Annotated in this window: 13 protein-coding genes and 2 pseudogenes; 8 read left to right on the plus strand and 7 right to left on the minus strand. The window is 73.3% G+C overall.

Translation table 11 applies throughout. The features are described 5' to 3' along the window. Positions 1–115: 115 nt before the first annotated feature. Positions 116–2,059, minus strand: coding sequence for a caspase family protein (locus ABD369_RS13955; RefSeq protein WP_344636681.1), 1,944 nt, complete (start codon positions 2,057–2,059; stop codon positions 116–118). A gap of 434 nt (positions 2,060–2,493) precedes the next feature. On the opposite strand from ABD369_RS13955, the gene ABD369_RS13960 reads away from it, so the two are divergent. From ABD369_RS13960 to ABD369_RS13985, 6 genes are all read left to right on the plus strand, one after another. After that, a complete protein-coding gene (locus ABD369_RS13960) occupies positions 2,494–2,988 on the plus strand; it encodes a hypothetical protein (protein ID WP_344636682.1) in 495 nt (164 codons plus the stop codon). A 151-nt stretch (positions 2,989–3,139) separates the two neighbouring features. Further along, positions 3,140–4,930, plus strand: coding sequence for a hypothetical protein (locus ABD369_RS13965; RefSeq protein ID WP_344636683.1), 1,791 nt, complete (start codon positions 3,140–3,142; stop codon positions 4,928–4,930). Next, positions 4,927–5,115: a hypothetical protein gene (locus ABD369_RS13970; protein WP_344636684.1), complete on the plus strand. Its 189-nt coding sequence runs from the start codon at positions 4,927–4,929 to the stop codon at positions 5,113–5,115. Before ABD369_RS13965 ends, ABD369_RS13970 begins: the two co-directional genes overlap by 4 nt. Next, the gene (locus ABD369_RS13975) at positions 5,112–5,669 is read left to right on the plus strand and encodes a hypothetical protein (RefSeq protein WP_344636685.1); all 558 of its coding nucleotides are present in this window, start codon (positions 5,112–5,114) and stop codon (positions 5,667–5,669) included. Before ABD369_RS13970 ends, ABD369_RS13975 begins: the two co-directional genes overlap by 4 nt. A gap of 36 nt (positions 5,670–5,705) precedes the next feature. After that, positions 5,706–7,271, plus strand: coding sequence for an AAA family ATPase (locus ABD369_RS13980; protein WP_344636686.1), 1,566 nt, complete (start codon positions 5,706–5,708; stop codon positions 7,269–7,271). A gap of 245 nt (positions 7,272–7,516) precedes the next feature. Continuing rightward, positions 7,517–8,170 carry a DUF4232 domain-containing protein gene (locus ABD369_RS13985; protein WP_344636687.1) on the plus strand — a complete coding sequence of 218 codons (654 nt, stop codon included), beginning with the start codon at positions 7,517–7,519 and terminating at the stop codon, positions 8,168–8,170. 124 nt (positions 8,171–8,294) lie between these two features. Here ABD369_RS13985 and ABD369_RS13990 read toward each other — a convergent pair whose 3' ends face one another. Next, positions 8,295–8,741: a universal stress protein gene (locus ABD369_RS13990; RefSeq protein ID WP_344636688.1), complete on the minus strand. Its 447-nt coding sequence runs from the start codon at positions 8,739–8,741 to the stop codon at positions 8,295–8,297. Between the two features lie 272 nt (positions 8,742–9,013). On the opposite strand from ABD369_RS13990, the gene ABD369_RS13995 reads away from it, so the two are divergent. Then, positions 9,014–9,511, plus strand: coding sequence for a MarR family winged helix-turn-helix transcriptional regulator (locus tag ABD369_RS13995; RefSeq protein ID WP_344636689.1), 498 nt, complete (start codon positions 9,014–9,016; stop codon positions 9,509–9,511). Between the two features lie 33 nt (positions 9,512–9,544). Here the strand turns inward: ABD369_RS13995 and ABD369_RS14000 are convergent, their stop codons facing one another. Further along, complete coding sequence (locus ABD369_RS14000) at positions 9,545–10,309, minus strand: class I SAM-dependent methyltransferase (protein ID WP_344636690.1); 765 nt, start codon at positions 10,307–10,309, stop codon at positions 9,545–9,547. A gap of 154 nt (positions 10,310–10,463) precedes the next feature. Here ABD369_RS14000 and ABD369_RS14005 point away from each other — a divergent pair, with 154 nt between their 5' ends. Next, a complete protein-coding gene (locus ABD369_RS14005; protein ID WP_344636691.1) occupies positions 10,464–11,504 on the plus strand; it encodes an aminoglycoside phosphotransferase family protein in 1,041 nt (346 codons plus the stop codon). A 76-nt stretch (positions 11,505–11,580) separates the two neighbouring features. On the opposite strand, the gene ABD369_RS14010 is transcribed toward ABD369_RS14005, so the two are convergent. From ABD369_RS14010 to ABD369_RS14025, 4 genes and pseudogenes are all read right to left on the minus strand, one after another. Beyond that, positions 11,581–13,809 (minus strand): amino acid adenylation domain-containing protein, encoded by a 2,229-nt coding sequence (locus ABD369_RS14010; RefSeq protein WP_344636692.1) that lies wholly within the window; start codon positions 13,807–13,809, stop codon positions 11,581–11,583. A gap of 272 nt (positions 13,810–14,081) precedes the next feature. Further along, positions 14,082–14,879 carry a putative protein N(5)-glutamine methyltransferase gene (locus ABD369_RS14015; RefSeq protein WP_344636693.1) on the minus strand — a complete coding sequence of 266 codons (798 nt, stop codon included), beginning with the start codon at positions 14,877–14,879 and terminating at the stop codon, positions 14,082–14,084. A 216-nt stretch (positions 14,880–15,095) separates the two neighbouring features. Continuing rightward, positions 15,096–15,182: pseudogene (locus ABD369_RS14020) on the minus strand (glutathione peroxidase); the annotation flags it as partial. A gap of 47 nt (positions 15,183–15,229) precedes the next feature. Then, a pseudogene (locus ABD369_RS14025) lies at positions 15,230–15,343 on the minus strand (transposase); the annotation flags it as partial. Positions 15,344–15,350 lie beyond the last annotated feature (7 nt).

A 15,350-nucleotide genomic window follows, 5' to 3' on the forward strand; every position in this document is an offset into this window, starting at 1 on the left:
TGCGTTCCGGGTACCGGCGGCAGGTGCCGGTACCCGGGCTGCCCCGGCGGCACCGGTAGTCGGTGCGCCGGTGCGCGGGCGGCCGCCCCGGCCCCCTCGTGCAGCTGGCGGCCGATCAGCCCGGGACGACGGTGCGGAGCGGGAGGGTGAGCGTCGCCCACTGACCGGGGGTGACGGGGCGGGTTCCCGCGCCCATGTCACGGCTGCCGTCCGGAGCGGTCGGGCGGAACACGCCGTCCGCATGGCGGGCCGGGTCACGGTCCGCGGGTGCGTTCGGGTCCCAGGGGTCGAACTGGAAGGGTACGGTGTTCAACTCGCCCTCGGCCACGATGAGTTTGAGCCAGTCCCGGACGTAGGCGCCGGGCCGCGGCGTGCGATTGGCCGGGAGGCTGAGGTGCACCGGTTCGCCGTCCAGGGCGTGGCCGACACCGCCCGGTGCGATGAAGTGCCCGGGGAAGAGCACCGAGTGGCTGGCGTAGTTGTCGGTGAGGTTGAGCAGGACGCACCACAGCTTCCGGCTCGTCGAGCGGTTGCGGATCCGGATGGCGACCCGCGGCTCGCGCCAGTCGCCGGGGCCGCCGCCGTAGCTGCACAGCAGCTCGCCGGAGCCGTCGGGCAGCATCGGGGCGTCGCCGCCCCAGGGCGTCACCTCCACCCGGACGAGCGAGCCGAGGACCGGGTCGGGGTTGGTGAGATCCCTCAGGTGGTGCCAGGAGGCCAGGTGGACCAGGCAGCTGGCGATCCGTCGGGCGTCGGCCGGGCCGGCGAGCGGCAGCGGCGCCACCGCCGCCGAGCCGTCGCGCAGCAGCACCCGCGCCTGGCCGCCGTGCACCACGACCCGCAGGCGCAGACCGGACGCGTCCTCGGGCCCGGCGGCCGTCCGCAGCAGCGGCGAAGGCCCGCCGCCCGGCCCGGCGCTTCCGATGGCCTCGGCCAACTCCCGTGCCGCGGAGGGATCCCCGGATGCCTCGACCAGGACGGAGACCGGCGGCAGGGCGAGTGCGGAGAGCGTCACCGGGTAGCTGCGGTTGTGATCGGGGGTCCAGCTTGACGGTTCGACGAGGGTGCGCTCGGCGCGCACGCTCTTGGCCCGCAGGACCGCCCGATCCGCGCCGGGACCCTCCTGGCCCGCGCCCGGAGCCTCCCGGTCGGCGGGCAGTACGGTGAACTCCGTGCCACGGGCGCCGTTCTCGCCGTCGCGCAGGCCGTGGACGGTGCCGCAGTCCACCTCCCAGCCCTGGGCGCCGTACCGCAGCAGGTACGGGCTGGGCTCCCGGACGGCCCCGCCGAGGAAGGGCCGGTCGGCCGGACCGCCGGCCTGCTGGGGCAGCAGCACCGGGTGCTGGCGCTCACCCGAGCCCTGCATCCGGCAGTGCACGGCGGCCAGCAGCCGGCGGTAGGTCAGCTCCCGGCCGCCGACCTCGCCGAGGGCGCCCAGCAGCGCGTGCGTGAAGACCCCGTGCCGGCGGCCGTCGAACCAGTCCTCGTAGGAGCGTTGGTCCAGCCGGCTGGCGGCGAGCAGCACATGGCCGGGGCCCGCCGGTGCGCCCTCGGCGTCGCGGGCGAGGGCGGACGTATGCCAGGACGGGGCCGGCGGGAGGAAACGGGCCGTGCCCGTCGCGTCCCGGGTGGCGCCGCCCGCGTAGCAGCAGTCCAGCACGGCGGCGACATGGGTGCCGCGAGTGGCGACCCGGTCCAGCAGTACCCGCAGCCGCTTGTCCAGCAGCGGACCGTCGGCGCAGACCAGTGCCTGGGAGCGGCCGGTGGACTCGATCGCCGACTCCTCCGGCAGGGCCGGGAACTCGGTGCCGTGACCGGAGAACCAGAACAGTGCCGTGTCCTCGGGGCCGGCCTGCCCGAGGTGGGTCTCGATGCCCTCGACCACCGCGTCCACGGTGGCCTCCGCGTCGAGCAGGGTCCGGACTACCGGACTCGGTCGCACCTGCCGTTCGAGCCAACTGCGAGCCGCCGAAACGTCGTTGAGGCACCCAGCGAGCGAGCTGAGGCCGCTTCGCGCGTAGTCGTCGATACCCACCAGGAGTGCAAACACCGTCCTCATGGGAAGAAGTCTTGCACCTGACAGGAGGTGTGATCACCCGTCAGGTGGTCGAATGCCGGGCGGGACGCGGTCGTCTTCCGGTCGAGTCGTACTGCCGAATCGCATGACTGGGCATCATGAAGGCGCTGCCGCCGGGAGGTTCGGGGCAAGACCCCAGATCTCCCCGTACGGCGGGGTGCGGAAATCCGGTTCGTCGAAAGGCGGATGGGCCTCCCCCGCCTGGTAGGGTGCTGGTCGCGTTGCGGGAGCCGAGCACGAGCCCCCTCCGCGGGTCCTTCCGTCCGGGCTGTTCCCAACCCGGCGGGCGCCGATCGCGGAGCACCCGGCTGCCCGAAGGGCGGTCAGGCGGCGTGAGGTAGGAATTCCCCGGTCACAACCGGGGAGGAGCCAATATCCTTCTCGACCACGCGCCGGGAACGCGGCGCGGTCGCACCATGACCAGCGGGGGACTCATGGGTTTCATCGAGCAGCCACGCCGTGTCGTCCGCCCGGGGGCGGACACCACAACCGGGCAGCGGGCCGCGAGCGGTCCGGTCACCGGAGCGGGTCCGGCCCGAACCAGGGTCGGCGCCGAGCGGCTCAGGGTACGGCCCGAACAGTTCCTGGGCGCCGTGCGTCGCCTGGACGCCGGGCTCGACCCGGCCGCCTGCCGCGGACTGGCGGACTGGCTCAAGGAGCAGTACGCCACCGCGTTCGGAGACATCCCGCTCGGCTTCCTCGCCACCTGCTACCTCGGATCTCCTTATGTGGACCACCAGTTGGACCTCACCCACGCCATCGTGCAGCACTTCGCGCCCGCCGACCCGATGCCGAGTCCCTTCGCGGCGGCCCGGATGCTGGTGCGCACCGGCGCCTACGCCTACGTCGAGGTCTACGACAGCGGGCTGGTCCTGCCGGTGCTCCCCGACGGTACGGTGGTGCGCCCATGACCTCCGCCCGCCGAACACAGCGCCCTGGAGCCCGGCAAGGGCACAAGGCCCCGCGACCGCACCGCAAGGCCTTCCAGTACCGCGGTGCCGTGCGGCACCGCGAAACCCCGCAGCACCGCGAAGACCCGCAGTACCCCGAACGGAGACTCGTATGACCGAGGTCGACCACGTCCTGCGCAACCAGGTGGCACAGGTCAACAGGCTGGTAACCCGGCTCGGTGAGCAGGTCGGCCAGGTGTCGGGCCAGGTATCCGCGGTCGGCGCGGCCCAGCAGCAGACCCAGAGCGAACTCCAGCAGCTGCGCGCGGACTTCCTGGCCTTCGCCCGGCGGGCCGAGCTGACCGCGAACGTCCAGCGGGCCGAGACCCGGATCGGTGTCATCCAGGACCAGGTGGACCACGAGTTCGGCCACCACAAGACCATCCGGCGGACGGCGGTGGGCCTGCTCCAGGCCTTCGACGTGGGCCTGGTCTCCGAGGACACGGTGCGGACGGTGAGCGAGCAGCTCATGATCCAGACTCCGCGCTACTGGCTCGCCCCGACCCTGGTGGCTCTCGCCGCCTGGTCGGCGGACGAGCCGACGCTGTGCGAACGGGCCGTCGAGGAGGCGTTCCGGCGCTCGCCCGAGCGCACCTCGCTCTTCTTCGCCCTGGTGCTGCGCCGGCAGGGCCGTCAGCACAGTGCGGTCCGCTGGCTGCGGCACTACCTGCTCACCCAGGACCCGGCCGCACTCGGCCGCGAGTTCGCGGTCATCCTGGAGTCCATCTCCCAGGGGGCGTTCGGCCCGGTCGGCAGGGAGCTGCTGAGGGCGACGCTCGACCGCTGGCGCGAGATCCTGCTGCAGGACGACCAGGCGCGGGCGGCTCAAGTTGCGCGCTGGCGCGCGGAGATCGAGAGTCTGCGCACGCCCTCGGCGGCCGGTCGGTTCCCCCGGCTGTCGGCGGTCTCGCCGCAGTGGGCGCAGCTGGACTCCGTGCTCTCCTCGGCCGGTGCCCAGCAGGCGGTCCTGACCAAGTACACCGCGCTGCTGGCCCAGGAGTCGAAGCCGTCGGAGCGGCTGGAGGACGCGATCGACGACATCCTGGACCGGCTGGTCTCCGAGTACGACAACGAGGAACTGCCGCTCAGACGCGACCTGGCGTTCAACCGGGCCGTGGTGGAGCACCACGGCGACGTCCAGGCGGCCCGGCACGCCGTCGACGTGGACTCGGCCTCGCTCGAGGAGACCCTGGACATCCTGACGGTGCAGTCCACCGCCGCCCTCAACCCCGCCGCGATCGGAGCCTCCACGGCGACCCAGCGGCTGGCGGTCGCGGCCTGCCAGGAGTGGTTCGCCGACGCCCACGCCGGGTTCAGCCGGGACTACCGGATGGCCCAGCCGCCGGACGTCCAGGCGGCGTTCACCGCCACCCACACCGCCGGCACCAAGGCGTTCAACCTGCCGCCGTGGTACGGGTCGTTCAACACCCCGTTGGAGACCCTGGAGCAGTCCCTGTCCCAGCACTGGGACCAGCACATGCAGCCCTTCCTGGACGCCCTCGTCTACCCGTGGAAGCGGCAGGCGATCCTGCTCGGCGGGGTGCTCCTGCTGATCCTGCTCGTTATCGGCCAGGCCTCCGTCGGCGTCGCGCTGTTCGGTGCGGTACTGGTCGCCCTGATCTGGGGCGGCATGATCTACCTGCGTTCGGAGGCCGCCCGCAAGGCGGTGGAGTCCACCCGGCAGCTGTTGGAGCGCGCCAGGAACGACTCCCTGCACCAACTGCGCGGCGCCGCAGCCGAACTGACGGACTGGCAGAGCGCCTACCGGGAGGCCGACCAGGTGGAGCCCGCCACCCGGGAGTTCATCGCCTCGCTGGCGACGGCCGTACACGCCCAGAGCCCGTTCGACGGGCGTGCCGTCCGCCCCGGACCGGACGGCACGCCGCAAGGAGACGCCAAGTGACCACACCGCCCTACCCCGACACACCGCCGGTGCGCCGCCCGGCCGCCTCCCCGTGGGCGGCCGCACCCAAGCCCGCCGACGAACGGGTCACCAACCGGCTGCGCCGCATCGTCGACAGCCTGCCCGAGTGGGAGCCGCTGCCTCCGGGAGAGGTCACCGTACGCCGTCCAGGCAGCAACCGGTGAGCGGCCCGGCCCCGCTGGGTGGCTCCTACCAGGCTTGGGCGGACCACCTCGAACGGTGGTCCAAGGGCGAGCCGGTGGACGGCGCCGGCCTGCCGCCGCTCGCGCCCGCGGACTTTCCTGCCGACACCCTCGAACGCCTCCAGGTGCGGATCACCGACGCGCTGGACCGGCGGTTGCAGCGCTGGGCGGACGCGCTGGTCGCCGCGATGAACGCGGCCGACGACGAGTTCGCCGCCGGCCGGGCCCTCGCCCAGGCCCGCGGCGGACTGCACCAGGCCCGCTCACTGGCCGCACACCCGGGACTGCCCGCGGAACTGCGGGAGCGGCTGAGCGGGATCCTCGACGACACCGCCCGGCGCATCCAGCAGGACCTGGAGAACGACCTGGTCCGGCTGGCCGCCCAGGGAGCGGACCCGCGATTCGTCGAGGCCCGCCGCCGCACCCTGCGCGACAACCCGCTCACCGCCGTGATCGCCCAGACACCCCCGGCCGACCCGGGCGGCTGGTCCTACGACCCGACGGCCGTGCCCCGTCGCCGCATCATCACCGACTGAGACCATCACCGGCCGAACCGAGACCCGAGGCCCCCTATGCCGAACTACGCCGACAGCCGTGCCGACCTCGACAGCTACCTCACCGCACGGGTACCGGTCATCGGACTGCGCACCATCGAGCAGCAGCGGGCGCTGCGCCTGGTCAAGGAGGTGGCCACCCAGCCGCGCCGGACCAGCCAGCCGTTCTGGATCTACACCCGGGCCACTGGACTGCGCGACCTGAGGTCCAACACCACCGTCCAGGACGACCGTTCGCTCACCGGCGCGATGGACTTCGCCGCCGCCCAGTTCACCAGCCGGCCGATGGCCACCCTGATCCTGGTGGACCCGGACGGCCTGGAGGGCGACACCCACTTCACCCGGCACGTCGCCGAACTCGCCCGACTGGCCGACGCCAACGCCGGCAGCATCGTCCTGATCACCGACAACCCGATCTGGAGCGGACTCCAGCGCCTGGGCATGAGCCTGCGCCTGGACCTGCCGGACGCCGAGGAGATGTTCCGCAGTGTCCGGAGCTTCCTGGACGACCACCACGGCGTGGTCCCGATCGAGTGGGACGAGGACGACGCCCGCCGCGCCTCGGAGTTCCTGCTCGGGGTGACCGAGGCCGAGGCCGTCAACCTGATGGCGACCATCGTCGCCCGGGGCGCGGTACGGCGCGAGGACGTGCTCGCGCTGGCCCAGGCCAAGGACCGGATCTTCAGCGACCTGGCCGGTCTGGAGCGGGTCCAGCTCAAGTCCTCGGACTACTCCGTCGGCGGGCTGAGCAACCTGCGCGACTGGCTCAAGCGCAAGAACGAGCTGATGCACGCCGACCTGCGCGGCACCGACCTGCGGCCGCCGCGCGGGGTGCTGCTGGTCGGCGTGCCCGGCTGCGGCAAGTCGCTGTCCGCCAAGGCGATCGCCTCCCAGTGGCAACTGCCGCTCTACCGGCTGGACATGGCGAGCATCCACGGCAAGTACCTCGGCGAGTCCGAGGGGCGGATGCGGGAGGCGCTGGAGACCGCGGACCGGGTGGCGCCGTGCATCCTGTGGATCGACGAGATCGAGAAGGGACTGGCCGGCAGTCACGACCTGTCCGGCGCGGCGCAGCGAATCATCGGCCAGTTCCTCTTCTGGCTCCAGGAGTCGGAGTCCCGGGCCTTCGTGGTCGCCACCGCCAACGACGTCCGCAGCCTGCCGCCGGAGCTGCTGCGCAAGGGCCGCTTCGACGAACTCTTCTTCGTGGACCTGCCCGACCCGCAGGACCGCAAGGAGATCATCGAGCTCTACTACCGTCGCTACGTCAAGGCGGAACCCGAGCCGGACCAGGTGGAGCGCCTGGTGGACCTCTCCGAGGGCTTCGCCGGCTCCGACATCGAGGCCGCGCTGCACGAGGTCGGTGCCGAGGTTCATCTGGGCGGCGGCGCCGACCGGCTGCGTCCGTCCTTCGTGCTGGACACCTTCGTCAACACCACCCCGCTCAGCCGCACCAACCCCGAGCAGATCGAGGAGATCCGCACGTGGGGCCGGGAGCGTGCCGTCCCGGCCGGGCGCACCTCGGTGACGGCGGCGCCCGGGGCCTCGGGCTCGGCCCGGCGGGTCGTCTTCATGGGCGAGTGACTCCCCGTCCGGGCCGGCCGCGCGGGCGGAGGCGGCCGGCTCGCGCGGCCGGCTGTCCCAGGGCGGTCCGGAGTGTGCAACGGCCCTGTCACGCATGGGTATCCGGAGTTTGAACGGGCAGGTTCCCAGTGTCAGGAGTTTGCAGGTCAGCACCGTTGCAAGGGGTGTGGCAGATGCGAGTCGGGTCGGTTCGAGGGACAGGAGCGGTCAGTGCGAGGGTACGTACGATCGCGGCACCGGTCGCGATGATCGCCGCGGTGGCGCTCGCGGCCACGGCCTGCTCGTCGTCGGGTGGGACGGCGGGCGCGGCGCCACCGGCCGCCGCGGCGTCGGGCAGCGGCTCCGCGGGCGGTAGCGGCTCCGCGGGGGCGAGTGGCGGCGCGAGCGCGGGAGCGAGCGCCGGGCCGGGCACGGACGGGGGCTCGGGCGGGCAGTCGGCGACGTCCGGCGCGTCCGCGGTGAGGGTGGGGACCGGTTCGGCCCAGGCGTGCAGCAGCAGCGGGCTCTCGGTGACTCAGAAGGACGCCAGCGTCGGCGCCGGGCAGTACTACTCGACCCTGGTGTTCACGAACACCTCCGCCACCCCCTGCACGATGACCGGCTATCCGGGCGTCTCGTACGTCGGCGCGGACGGTGTGCAGTCCGGAAACGCCGCCGCGCGCGCCGCGGGCACGGTCACCACCGTGACGCTGGGGCCGGGCCAGACGGCGAAGGCGACCCTGCACGACAGCAACGGCGTCGGCGGCTACGACCCGAACGAGTGCCGGCTCTCGCCCGCCAAGGGCCTGCGGATCTATCCGCCGAACGAGAAGGCGGCGATGTTGCTGCCGTGGGCGACCGAGCACTGCGCCGGACCGACCATCCACGCACTGACCGTCGGTCCGGTCGAGCGGGGCTGACCGCGGGGCGACGGCAGGGGAGTTGACGATCAGGCCGGCGCGGGACGGGGTGCCACGCTCCGGGCCGGCGCTGATCGGGGCAGTGCGAGGGGCAGTGCACGCCGGGGCGGGCGCGCGGCCCGGACTACGGCACCACCGTGACCGGCCAGCGGGCGGCCTTCACCAGCCGGACGGCGAGCGAGCCCATCACCCGGTGCCCGGCCTGCTCGGAGGCGCCGACCACCACGGCGTCGGCACGCAGGTCGTCCGCCGTCGTGGCGAGGCCGGTGAACGGGTCGCCGACCAGGGTGTGGAACTGCCAGTTGACGCTGGTCGTCTCGCCGAAGCGGTCAGCGGCCTCGTGTATCTGCCGCACGATCTCGTCGGCGACGCTCTCGGTGGTCTCGCCGAGTTCGCCGCCGAAACCGGTCAGGGCCAGCATGCCGGACACCGGCTGGACGTACACCAGTGCGAGCTGCGAGCCCTGCCGGCGGGCGAGGCCGGCAGCGTAGGCGGCGGCCCGCCAGGAGGAGTCCGAGTCGTCGACTCCGACGACGATCACCTTGGGGCCGTCCGTGCCGCGTTCGAACATCGCTGCGCCTTCCCTGAGGAGCGTTCGATACCAGTCTACGTACGGTCACCTGTGCCGATCGGGGCGGGTGGCGGCGCAGCGGAGGGGCCGGATCAGTAGCCGATGGTGAACCTGGCCCGCTGGTGCCCGGGTCGCTCGGCCTCGCCCGGCAGGGCCACCGCCGGGTCCGCGAGGCGCGCTCGGCGCTGTCCTGTGGACGTGCGGTCTCGGCGAATTACTTAGCGCTAAGTAAAGATTTATCACAGCGCTAAGAGATCCACTAGCCTGAGGCCATGGCAGACCACGTCGACCTCGTACTGGCCCAGTGGGCGGCCGAGCGCCCCGACCTGGACGCGTCGCCGATGGCGGTGATCGGGCGGCTCACTCGGCTCCACCGGATGATCGACGCGGAACTGCGCCGTACCTTCGGCTCGCACGGGCTCGACGGCGCCTCGTTCGACGTCCTCGCCACGCTGCGGCGCAGCGGGCCGCCTTACCGGCTCACCCCGACCGGGCTGATGCGGGCGTCGATGGTCACCTCAGGGGCGATCACCCAGCGGCTCGACCGGCTGGAGGGGCGCGGACTGGTGGTCCGCTCCTCCAGCGAGTCGGACGGTCGCAGCGTGCTGGTCGAACTCACCGACGCCGGCCGGGAACTGGTCGACCGGGTCCTGCCCGACCACCTCGACACCGAGCAGCGCCTGCTCGCCGGACTCACCGGAGCGCAGCGCGACGCGCTGACCGGGGCGCTGCGGACGCTCCTGGAATCACTCGGGGACGCCTCGGAGTAGCGACCCCGGTCCGATGGGCGCGGCGGCCGTCGTTCAGGCCAGGGTCAGGACCAGCAGGTCGTAGCGCTCGTGGACCGGCCAGGGGGCGGTGAGCGGCTCCGACTCGGCGTCAGTTCCCAGGCAGCGCAGGCCGGCCTCGAACTCCGCCTCCGTCAGGTACGCGAACTTCGACAGCGGCCGGTTCCTCATCCGCTGGTGGAAGGCGCGCAGGCCCGTGGTGACCGGCTGGGCGAACGAGCCGGCCTCCCGAACGGTGAAGCCGGCCGGGGTGAAGTCGGCGAGCACCTCCTCCTTGCCGGGGAACCGCTGTTCGTCGATGGCCCGCAGCTGCGGCCAGTAGTCGTAGACCAGCGCGTCCAGCCGCTCCCGGAAGGTCGTACGGATCACCACCACCCCGCCCGGCCGCAGCACCCGGGCCAACTCCCGTGCGCAGGAGGGGCGGTCGGGGAGGTGGTGCACCACTCGGGAGAGCAGCGCGAGGTCGAAGCTCCGCGTGCGGACGGGCAGCGCCTCCGCGCTGCCGACCAGGTAGTGCACGCCGGGTAGAGCGTTGTGCCGCCGGGCCTGTTCGAGCATCGGTACGGAGGGATCGATCCCCACCACCGGCGACGCCCGCTGCCAGCGGGCCAGTGCCGCGCAGAACATGCCCGTGCCCGCGCCGATCTCCACCACGGCGGGAGCCGGGCAGGGGGCGAACGACCCGATCAGCTTCGCCCACGCGCGGAGCGAGGACTCCGGCATCCCATTGCCCGACTGGTAGGCACCGGCCAGACGTACGTCGTCATGAAGTCGCGTCATCAAGCGATGGTCTCCGGTAACCCCATTGCGCGGCAAGAGCGTTGGGCATGTGCCGGTGGCCGGTTCCGCCGTCGGCCGGCGCCGGGAAAGCCGTTGGACAGCGCTGCCCCGCCGTCGTCTACTGAGACCGAACAGCAGGGGAGAGGACGGGCCGATGAAGTCGCTGGTGCCGTTGGGGGAGGGGTTGCGAGCCGAGCTGGGCGCGCCCGGCAGCTCTCGGCGGCTGGAGAGCAGCCCGCGTTCGCGGGTCTGGCAGGTGGAGCTCGGCGGTCGGCCGGTGGTGGTGAAGCAGCTGGTGGAGGGCCCGGGGGCGGACGAGCGGTACGCTCGCGAGGTGGCCGGGCTGCGGCTCGCCGCCCGGGCCCGGACACCCGTGGTGCCCGAGCTGCTCGCCACCGACCCCGTCGAGCGCGTGCTGGTCCTGGAGCAGCTGGAGCACCTGAGCCCGTCCGGCGACTGGATCGTCGGCTACGCCGAGGCCCTGGCCCGGCTGCACGCCACCACGGGCCCGCAGGACGCCGGTCTGCTGCCGCGCAGGCAGGGACCGGACCAGACCGACGTGGACGCCTTCCTCCGGCTGGCCGAGAAGCTGGAGGTGCCGGTGCCGCCCGAAGTGCCGGGCGAGCTCGAGGACTTGGCGCACCGGCTCGGCCGGGCACCCGGCCATGCCCTGCTGCACGGTGACCCCTGCCCCGGCAACGACCTGCACACCGGCGACGGGGTCAGGTTCATCGACTTCGAGCAGGCCTCGCTGGGCAGCGGACTGACCGAACTCGCCTACCTGCGCATCGGCTTCCCGACCTGCTGGTGCGTCACCGCGGCGGACGAGCCGCTGCTGACCCGGGCGGAGGAGGCGTACCGCGCGGTGTGGCGCACCGAGACCGGCACCGAACCCGACGACGGCCTCGGCCACGGCCTCGCCGACGCCTGCGCCGGCTGGCTGCTCCAGGGCGACGCACTGGTGCCCAGGGCCGAGCGCGGGACGGTCGACCAGCTGGGCCGGCTCCCGCTCCGGGACTGGACCTGGGGCACCGCGACCGCCCGGGAGCGGCTCGCCCACCGCCTTGGCGTGGTCGGCCGGCTGGCCGCCGGGCACCCCGCGCTGGGCGGGCTGGGCCGGCTCAGCACGGACCTGCGCCGGCGGGTGCTCATCCGCTGGCCCGGGCTGCGGCCGGTGCCGGAGCAGCGGCCGTAGGCCCGCCCGGCGGGCCGCCCCCGGGGGCACCGGAGCCGGTGCGCCGCGGTCACCCGCGCCGGACGGGCCCGGGCGGTCAGCGGGCGGCCGATGCGGGTTTCCAGGCGAGGAAGCGGACGACCACCAGCGCGGCGACGATCAGGGTGACGTTGAAGCCGTAGACCAGGGCGGCCTCGCGGGGCCAGTCGGTGGCGCGGGTGGTGCGGTACCAGTTGTCCTGCGGCCACCAGGCAAGCAGCAACCAGGCGATAGCGACCACCGCCCAGGCCGTGAGCTGTGGCGGGCGGGCCGGCTGGACGCGTTGCAGCACCGGGCCGCCGAGGAACAGGAAGGCCATGCCCGCGCCGAAGCCAGCCCACTCGAAGACGTACAGCAGTTGGAAGAGCACCGCCCAGGGCGAGGGCACGCCCGTGACGTCGGTGGAGCCGGGCCAGAAGAGATCGGTCAGGGCGGAGGCGGCGATCCCGAACGCCAGGGTGGTCAGGACGGCGGCCGTCCCGTGCCGGGAGGGGGCCTCGCCGCCCGCGGTGCGGGCCGGGCGGTACCCGGCCTTGGCGGAGCCGCGCGACCGCACCCCGGCCTTGGCGGAGCCCGCCCGGGCGGGCGCGCCGGCGCGGGCGGTCGGCTGGGCGGTGTGCTCGCGCGGGGCTGGCAGCGGCAGGGCGCGGCGGTCCAGCTTGCCCGCCCGGGTGCGGGGCAGGGTGGTCAGCGGCACCACCGCGTCCGGGATCAGCCGCTCGGGCAGCCGCTCGGCGAGGTACGCGCGCAGGGCCCAGCCCTCGGCCACACCGTCCGCGGCCGGGCGGCCCCCGAGCGGGCCGCCCTCCGCCGCCGGGCCGTCCCCGGCGGAGCCGCGCTCCGCCGCCGGGCCGCCGGTCACCACGTAGGCCACCGGCCGGAGTTCACCCGAGGCCGTCCTGATCCGACTGACCGCGCTCTCCCGGACGGCCGGGTGGCCGCGCAGCACCGCCTCGACCTCGGCCAGCTCGGCGGCGGCCGCGGACTCGTCGGCGCTGCCGGAGCCGGGAGCGTCGGCACCGGCGCGGCCCAGGTACTCCAGCATCCCGTCGGCGCGCAGCCGTCCGATGTCGCCCGTGCGGTAGATCCGGCCGCCCTGGTCCAGCTCGGTGGAGACGAAGCGGGCGGCGGTGAGCTCGGGCCGGTTGAGGTAGCCGCGCCCGACACCGGGGCCGGCGAGGCAGATCTCGCCGGGCCGGCCCTGCGGTACCGGCCGGCCGGCCGCGTCCAGCAGGTGCACCCGGGTGCCCGGGAACGGCCGCCCGATCAGCGAGATCAGCTCGGCGTGCTCGGGCGCCTCGGCCAGGGACGAGCTGTCGAAGTACGTACTGTCCACCGCGGCCTCGGCCACGCCGTACACGTTGACGTGGCGCACCCCGGGCCCGAGGTAGCGCTGCAGGCGCAGTTGCTCGTCCAGGTACCACTTCTCCGCGCCCACCGACAGCAGCCTGACCCGGCCCAACTCCAGTCCGCGCGGCAGCAGATGGGCGAACAGTCGGCGCAGTGTGTGGACGTTGGTCTCCATCACCGTCACCGATTCGCGCAGGATCAGCTCGTGCAGTTCGGAGATCTCGGCGGTGCGGTCCAGCGTGAAGTTCCGCCGGGCCATCACCAGGGTGCCGCCGGTGCCGAGCGCGCGGATCCAGTCCGCGGTGAAGACGTCGAACTCCAGCGTCGCCGTCTGCAGGAAGCGGTCGGTGGCACGGAGCCGGTAGACCGATTGCCAGCCGCGGTACGCGTGCAGCAGGTTGCGGTGCTCGATCAGTGCGCCCTTGGGCACCCCGGTGGAGCCCGAGGTGTAGAACACGCAGGCCAGATCGGCCCCTTGGACCCGGATGCCGAGCGGGGCCGCCGGATGGGCGGCGATCGCCTGGGCCGAGGTGTCCAGGCACAGCACCGTGCGGCTGCTGGCGTCCGTGAGCCGTACCCGGTACGCCTCCTCGGTGAGCAGCAGCAGCGGATCCGCTTCGGAGAGGACGTGGCGGACGGTCGGATCGGGGCCGGTCGGCTCCAACGGCACGTACGCGGCACCGGACTTGAGCACCGCGAGCAGCGCCGTCAGCAACTCTGGGCCGCGGCCCAGTGCGACCGCCGCCAGGTGGCCGGGGCCGAGGCCCAGCTCGGCCAGGTGCCGGGCCAGCCGGTTGGCCCTGGCGTCCAGCTGCGCGTAGCTGAGCCGCTCCTGGCCGCAGACCACGGCGAGTGCCTCCGGCGTCCGGCGGGCGTGGTCCTCGAACAGCTGGTGGACGGCCTGTGCCTCCCCGAACGGCGTTGCCTCACTGTCCATCGCTAGCTCCCTCCCATCTCGACGGAACCGGTGCCGATGGCAACCGGATCCTCCCCGCCCCACTGACAGTGTGCGGCCAGATCGGCTGAGTGATCCTCCTCGGGTACGGACTAGTTGCACAGCTGTCACCAGTTCGGAACGGTCCGTGGCCAAGTGTCGCGAGATCATGGCCGATCGGCGCCGTTCGGGCAGGGCGGCGGGAGGGATGACCGAGGGAGCCCCGCCACCCGGTGGAGGTCCGAGCGGCCTCCACCGGGACGGTCGGGCAGCGGTCAGGCGTCGGACGGCCTGGTGCCGATGACGACGGTGGCGTCCAGCTCCCTGCAGGCGGCCACCCGGGTGGTCAGGCCGCCGGCGGCGAAGGCCGCGGCGGTCCGCAGGGCCTGGCGCTCGCTCGTCTCCATCAGCAGGCTGCCGCCCGGGACAAGCCAGCCGGCGGCCTGCGCGGCCACCCGGCGCTGGACGTCGAGACCGTCAGCGCCGCCGTCGAGCGTCACCAGCGGCTCGTGGTCGCGGGCCTCGGGCGGCAGGAACCGGATCTCCTCGGTGGGGACGTAGGGCGCGTTGACGACCAGGACATCGACCCTGCCGCGGAGGGTGCCGGGCAGCGGTTCGTAGAGATCGCCTTGGTACACACGGCTGTTGGCACCGGTGAGATTGCGCCGGGCGCACCGCACCGCGGCGGGCTCGATGTCGGCGGCGTGCAGCTCGATCCCGTCCAGGGAGGAGAGCAGTGCGGCGCCCACCGCGCCCGAACCGCAGCAGAGGTCGACCACCACGGCACCGGGCCGGGCGAGCGCGGTGGCCTGCTCGGCCAGGAACTCGGTCCGGCGGCGCGGCACGAAGACCCCGGCGTCGACGGAGATCCGCAGACCGCGGAACTCGGCCCAGCCCAGGACGTGTTCGAGGGGAAGGCCGACCACCCGGCGGTCCACCATGGCGGCGAGCTCGACCGGGGTGCGGGCGGTGGAGATGATCAGCCGCGCCTCGTCCTCGGCGAAGACACAGCCGGCGGCGCGCAGCCTGGTGGTGATGGTGGAACGGAGCGGAACTGACGAGAAGACCGACACGGAAACCCTTCGGGAAGCCTTCTGGGCGCTCCCGCGGTCCGCTACTTCTGCTTCGGATCGACCGCGCGGCCGTGCGATGGGAGCACCCGACCTGACACAGCGGTAATTGGTCCCACCTCCTCGGGTCGTCAACTGCGTCCAGTGCTGGACGAAGAGAAACAGTACAGGACGGCCACCCCTGCCGTGGACCCGGTCCACGGCAGGGGTTCGCGTCGGTCAGGCCGGCAGCTGGGCCTCGACGGCGGCGACCAGCTCGGCCGACTCGGGCTCGGTGCGCGGACGGAAGCGGCCCACCACGGTGCCGCTCGGGCTGATGATGATGGCCGAGGCGGGTAGCGGTGGGGGAAGGCGATCCATTCGTCGTGCATCTCGAACAGCACGGCGGTGACCGGTCGCAGGAGCGCGTCGTCGTCGGGGAAGACCTGGACGACGTCGGTGCGGCGTTTGATCTCGCGGTCGATCCGCGTCAGA

It is taken from the genome of Kitasatospora cystarginea (assembly GCF_039533515.1).
Lineage (GTDB): Bacteria > Actinomycetota > Actinomycetes > Streptomycetales > Streptomycetaceae > Kitasatospora > Kitasatospora cystarginea.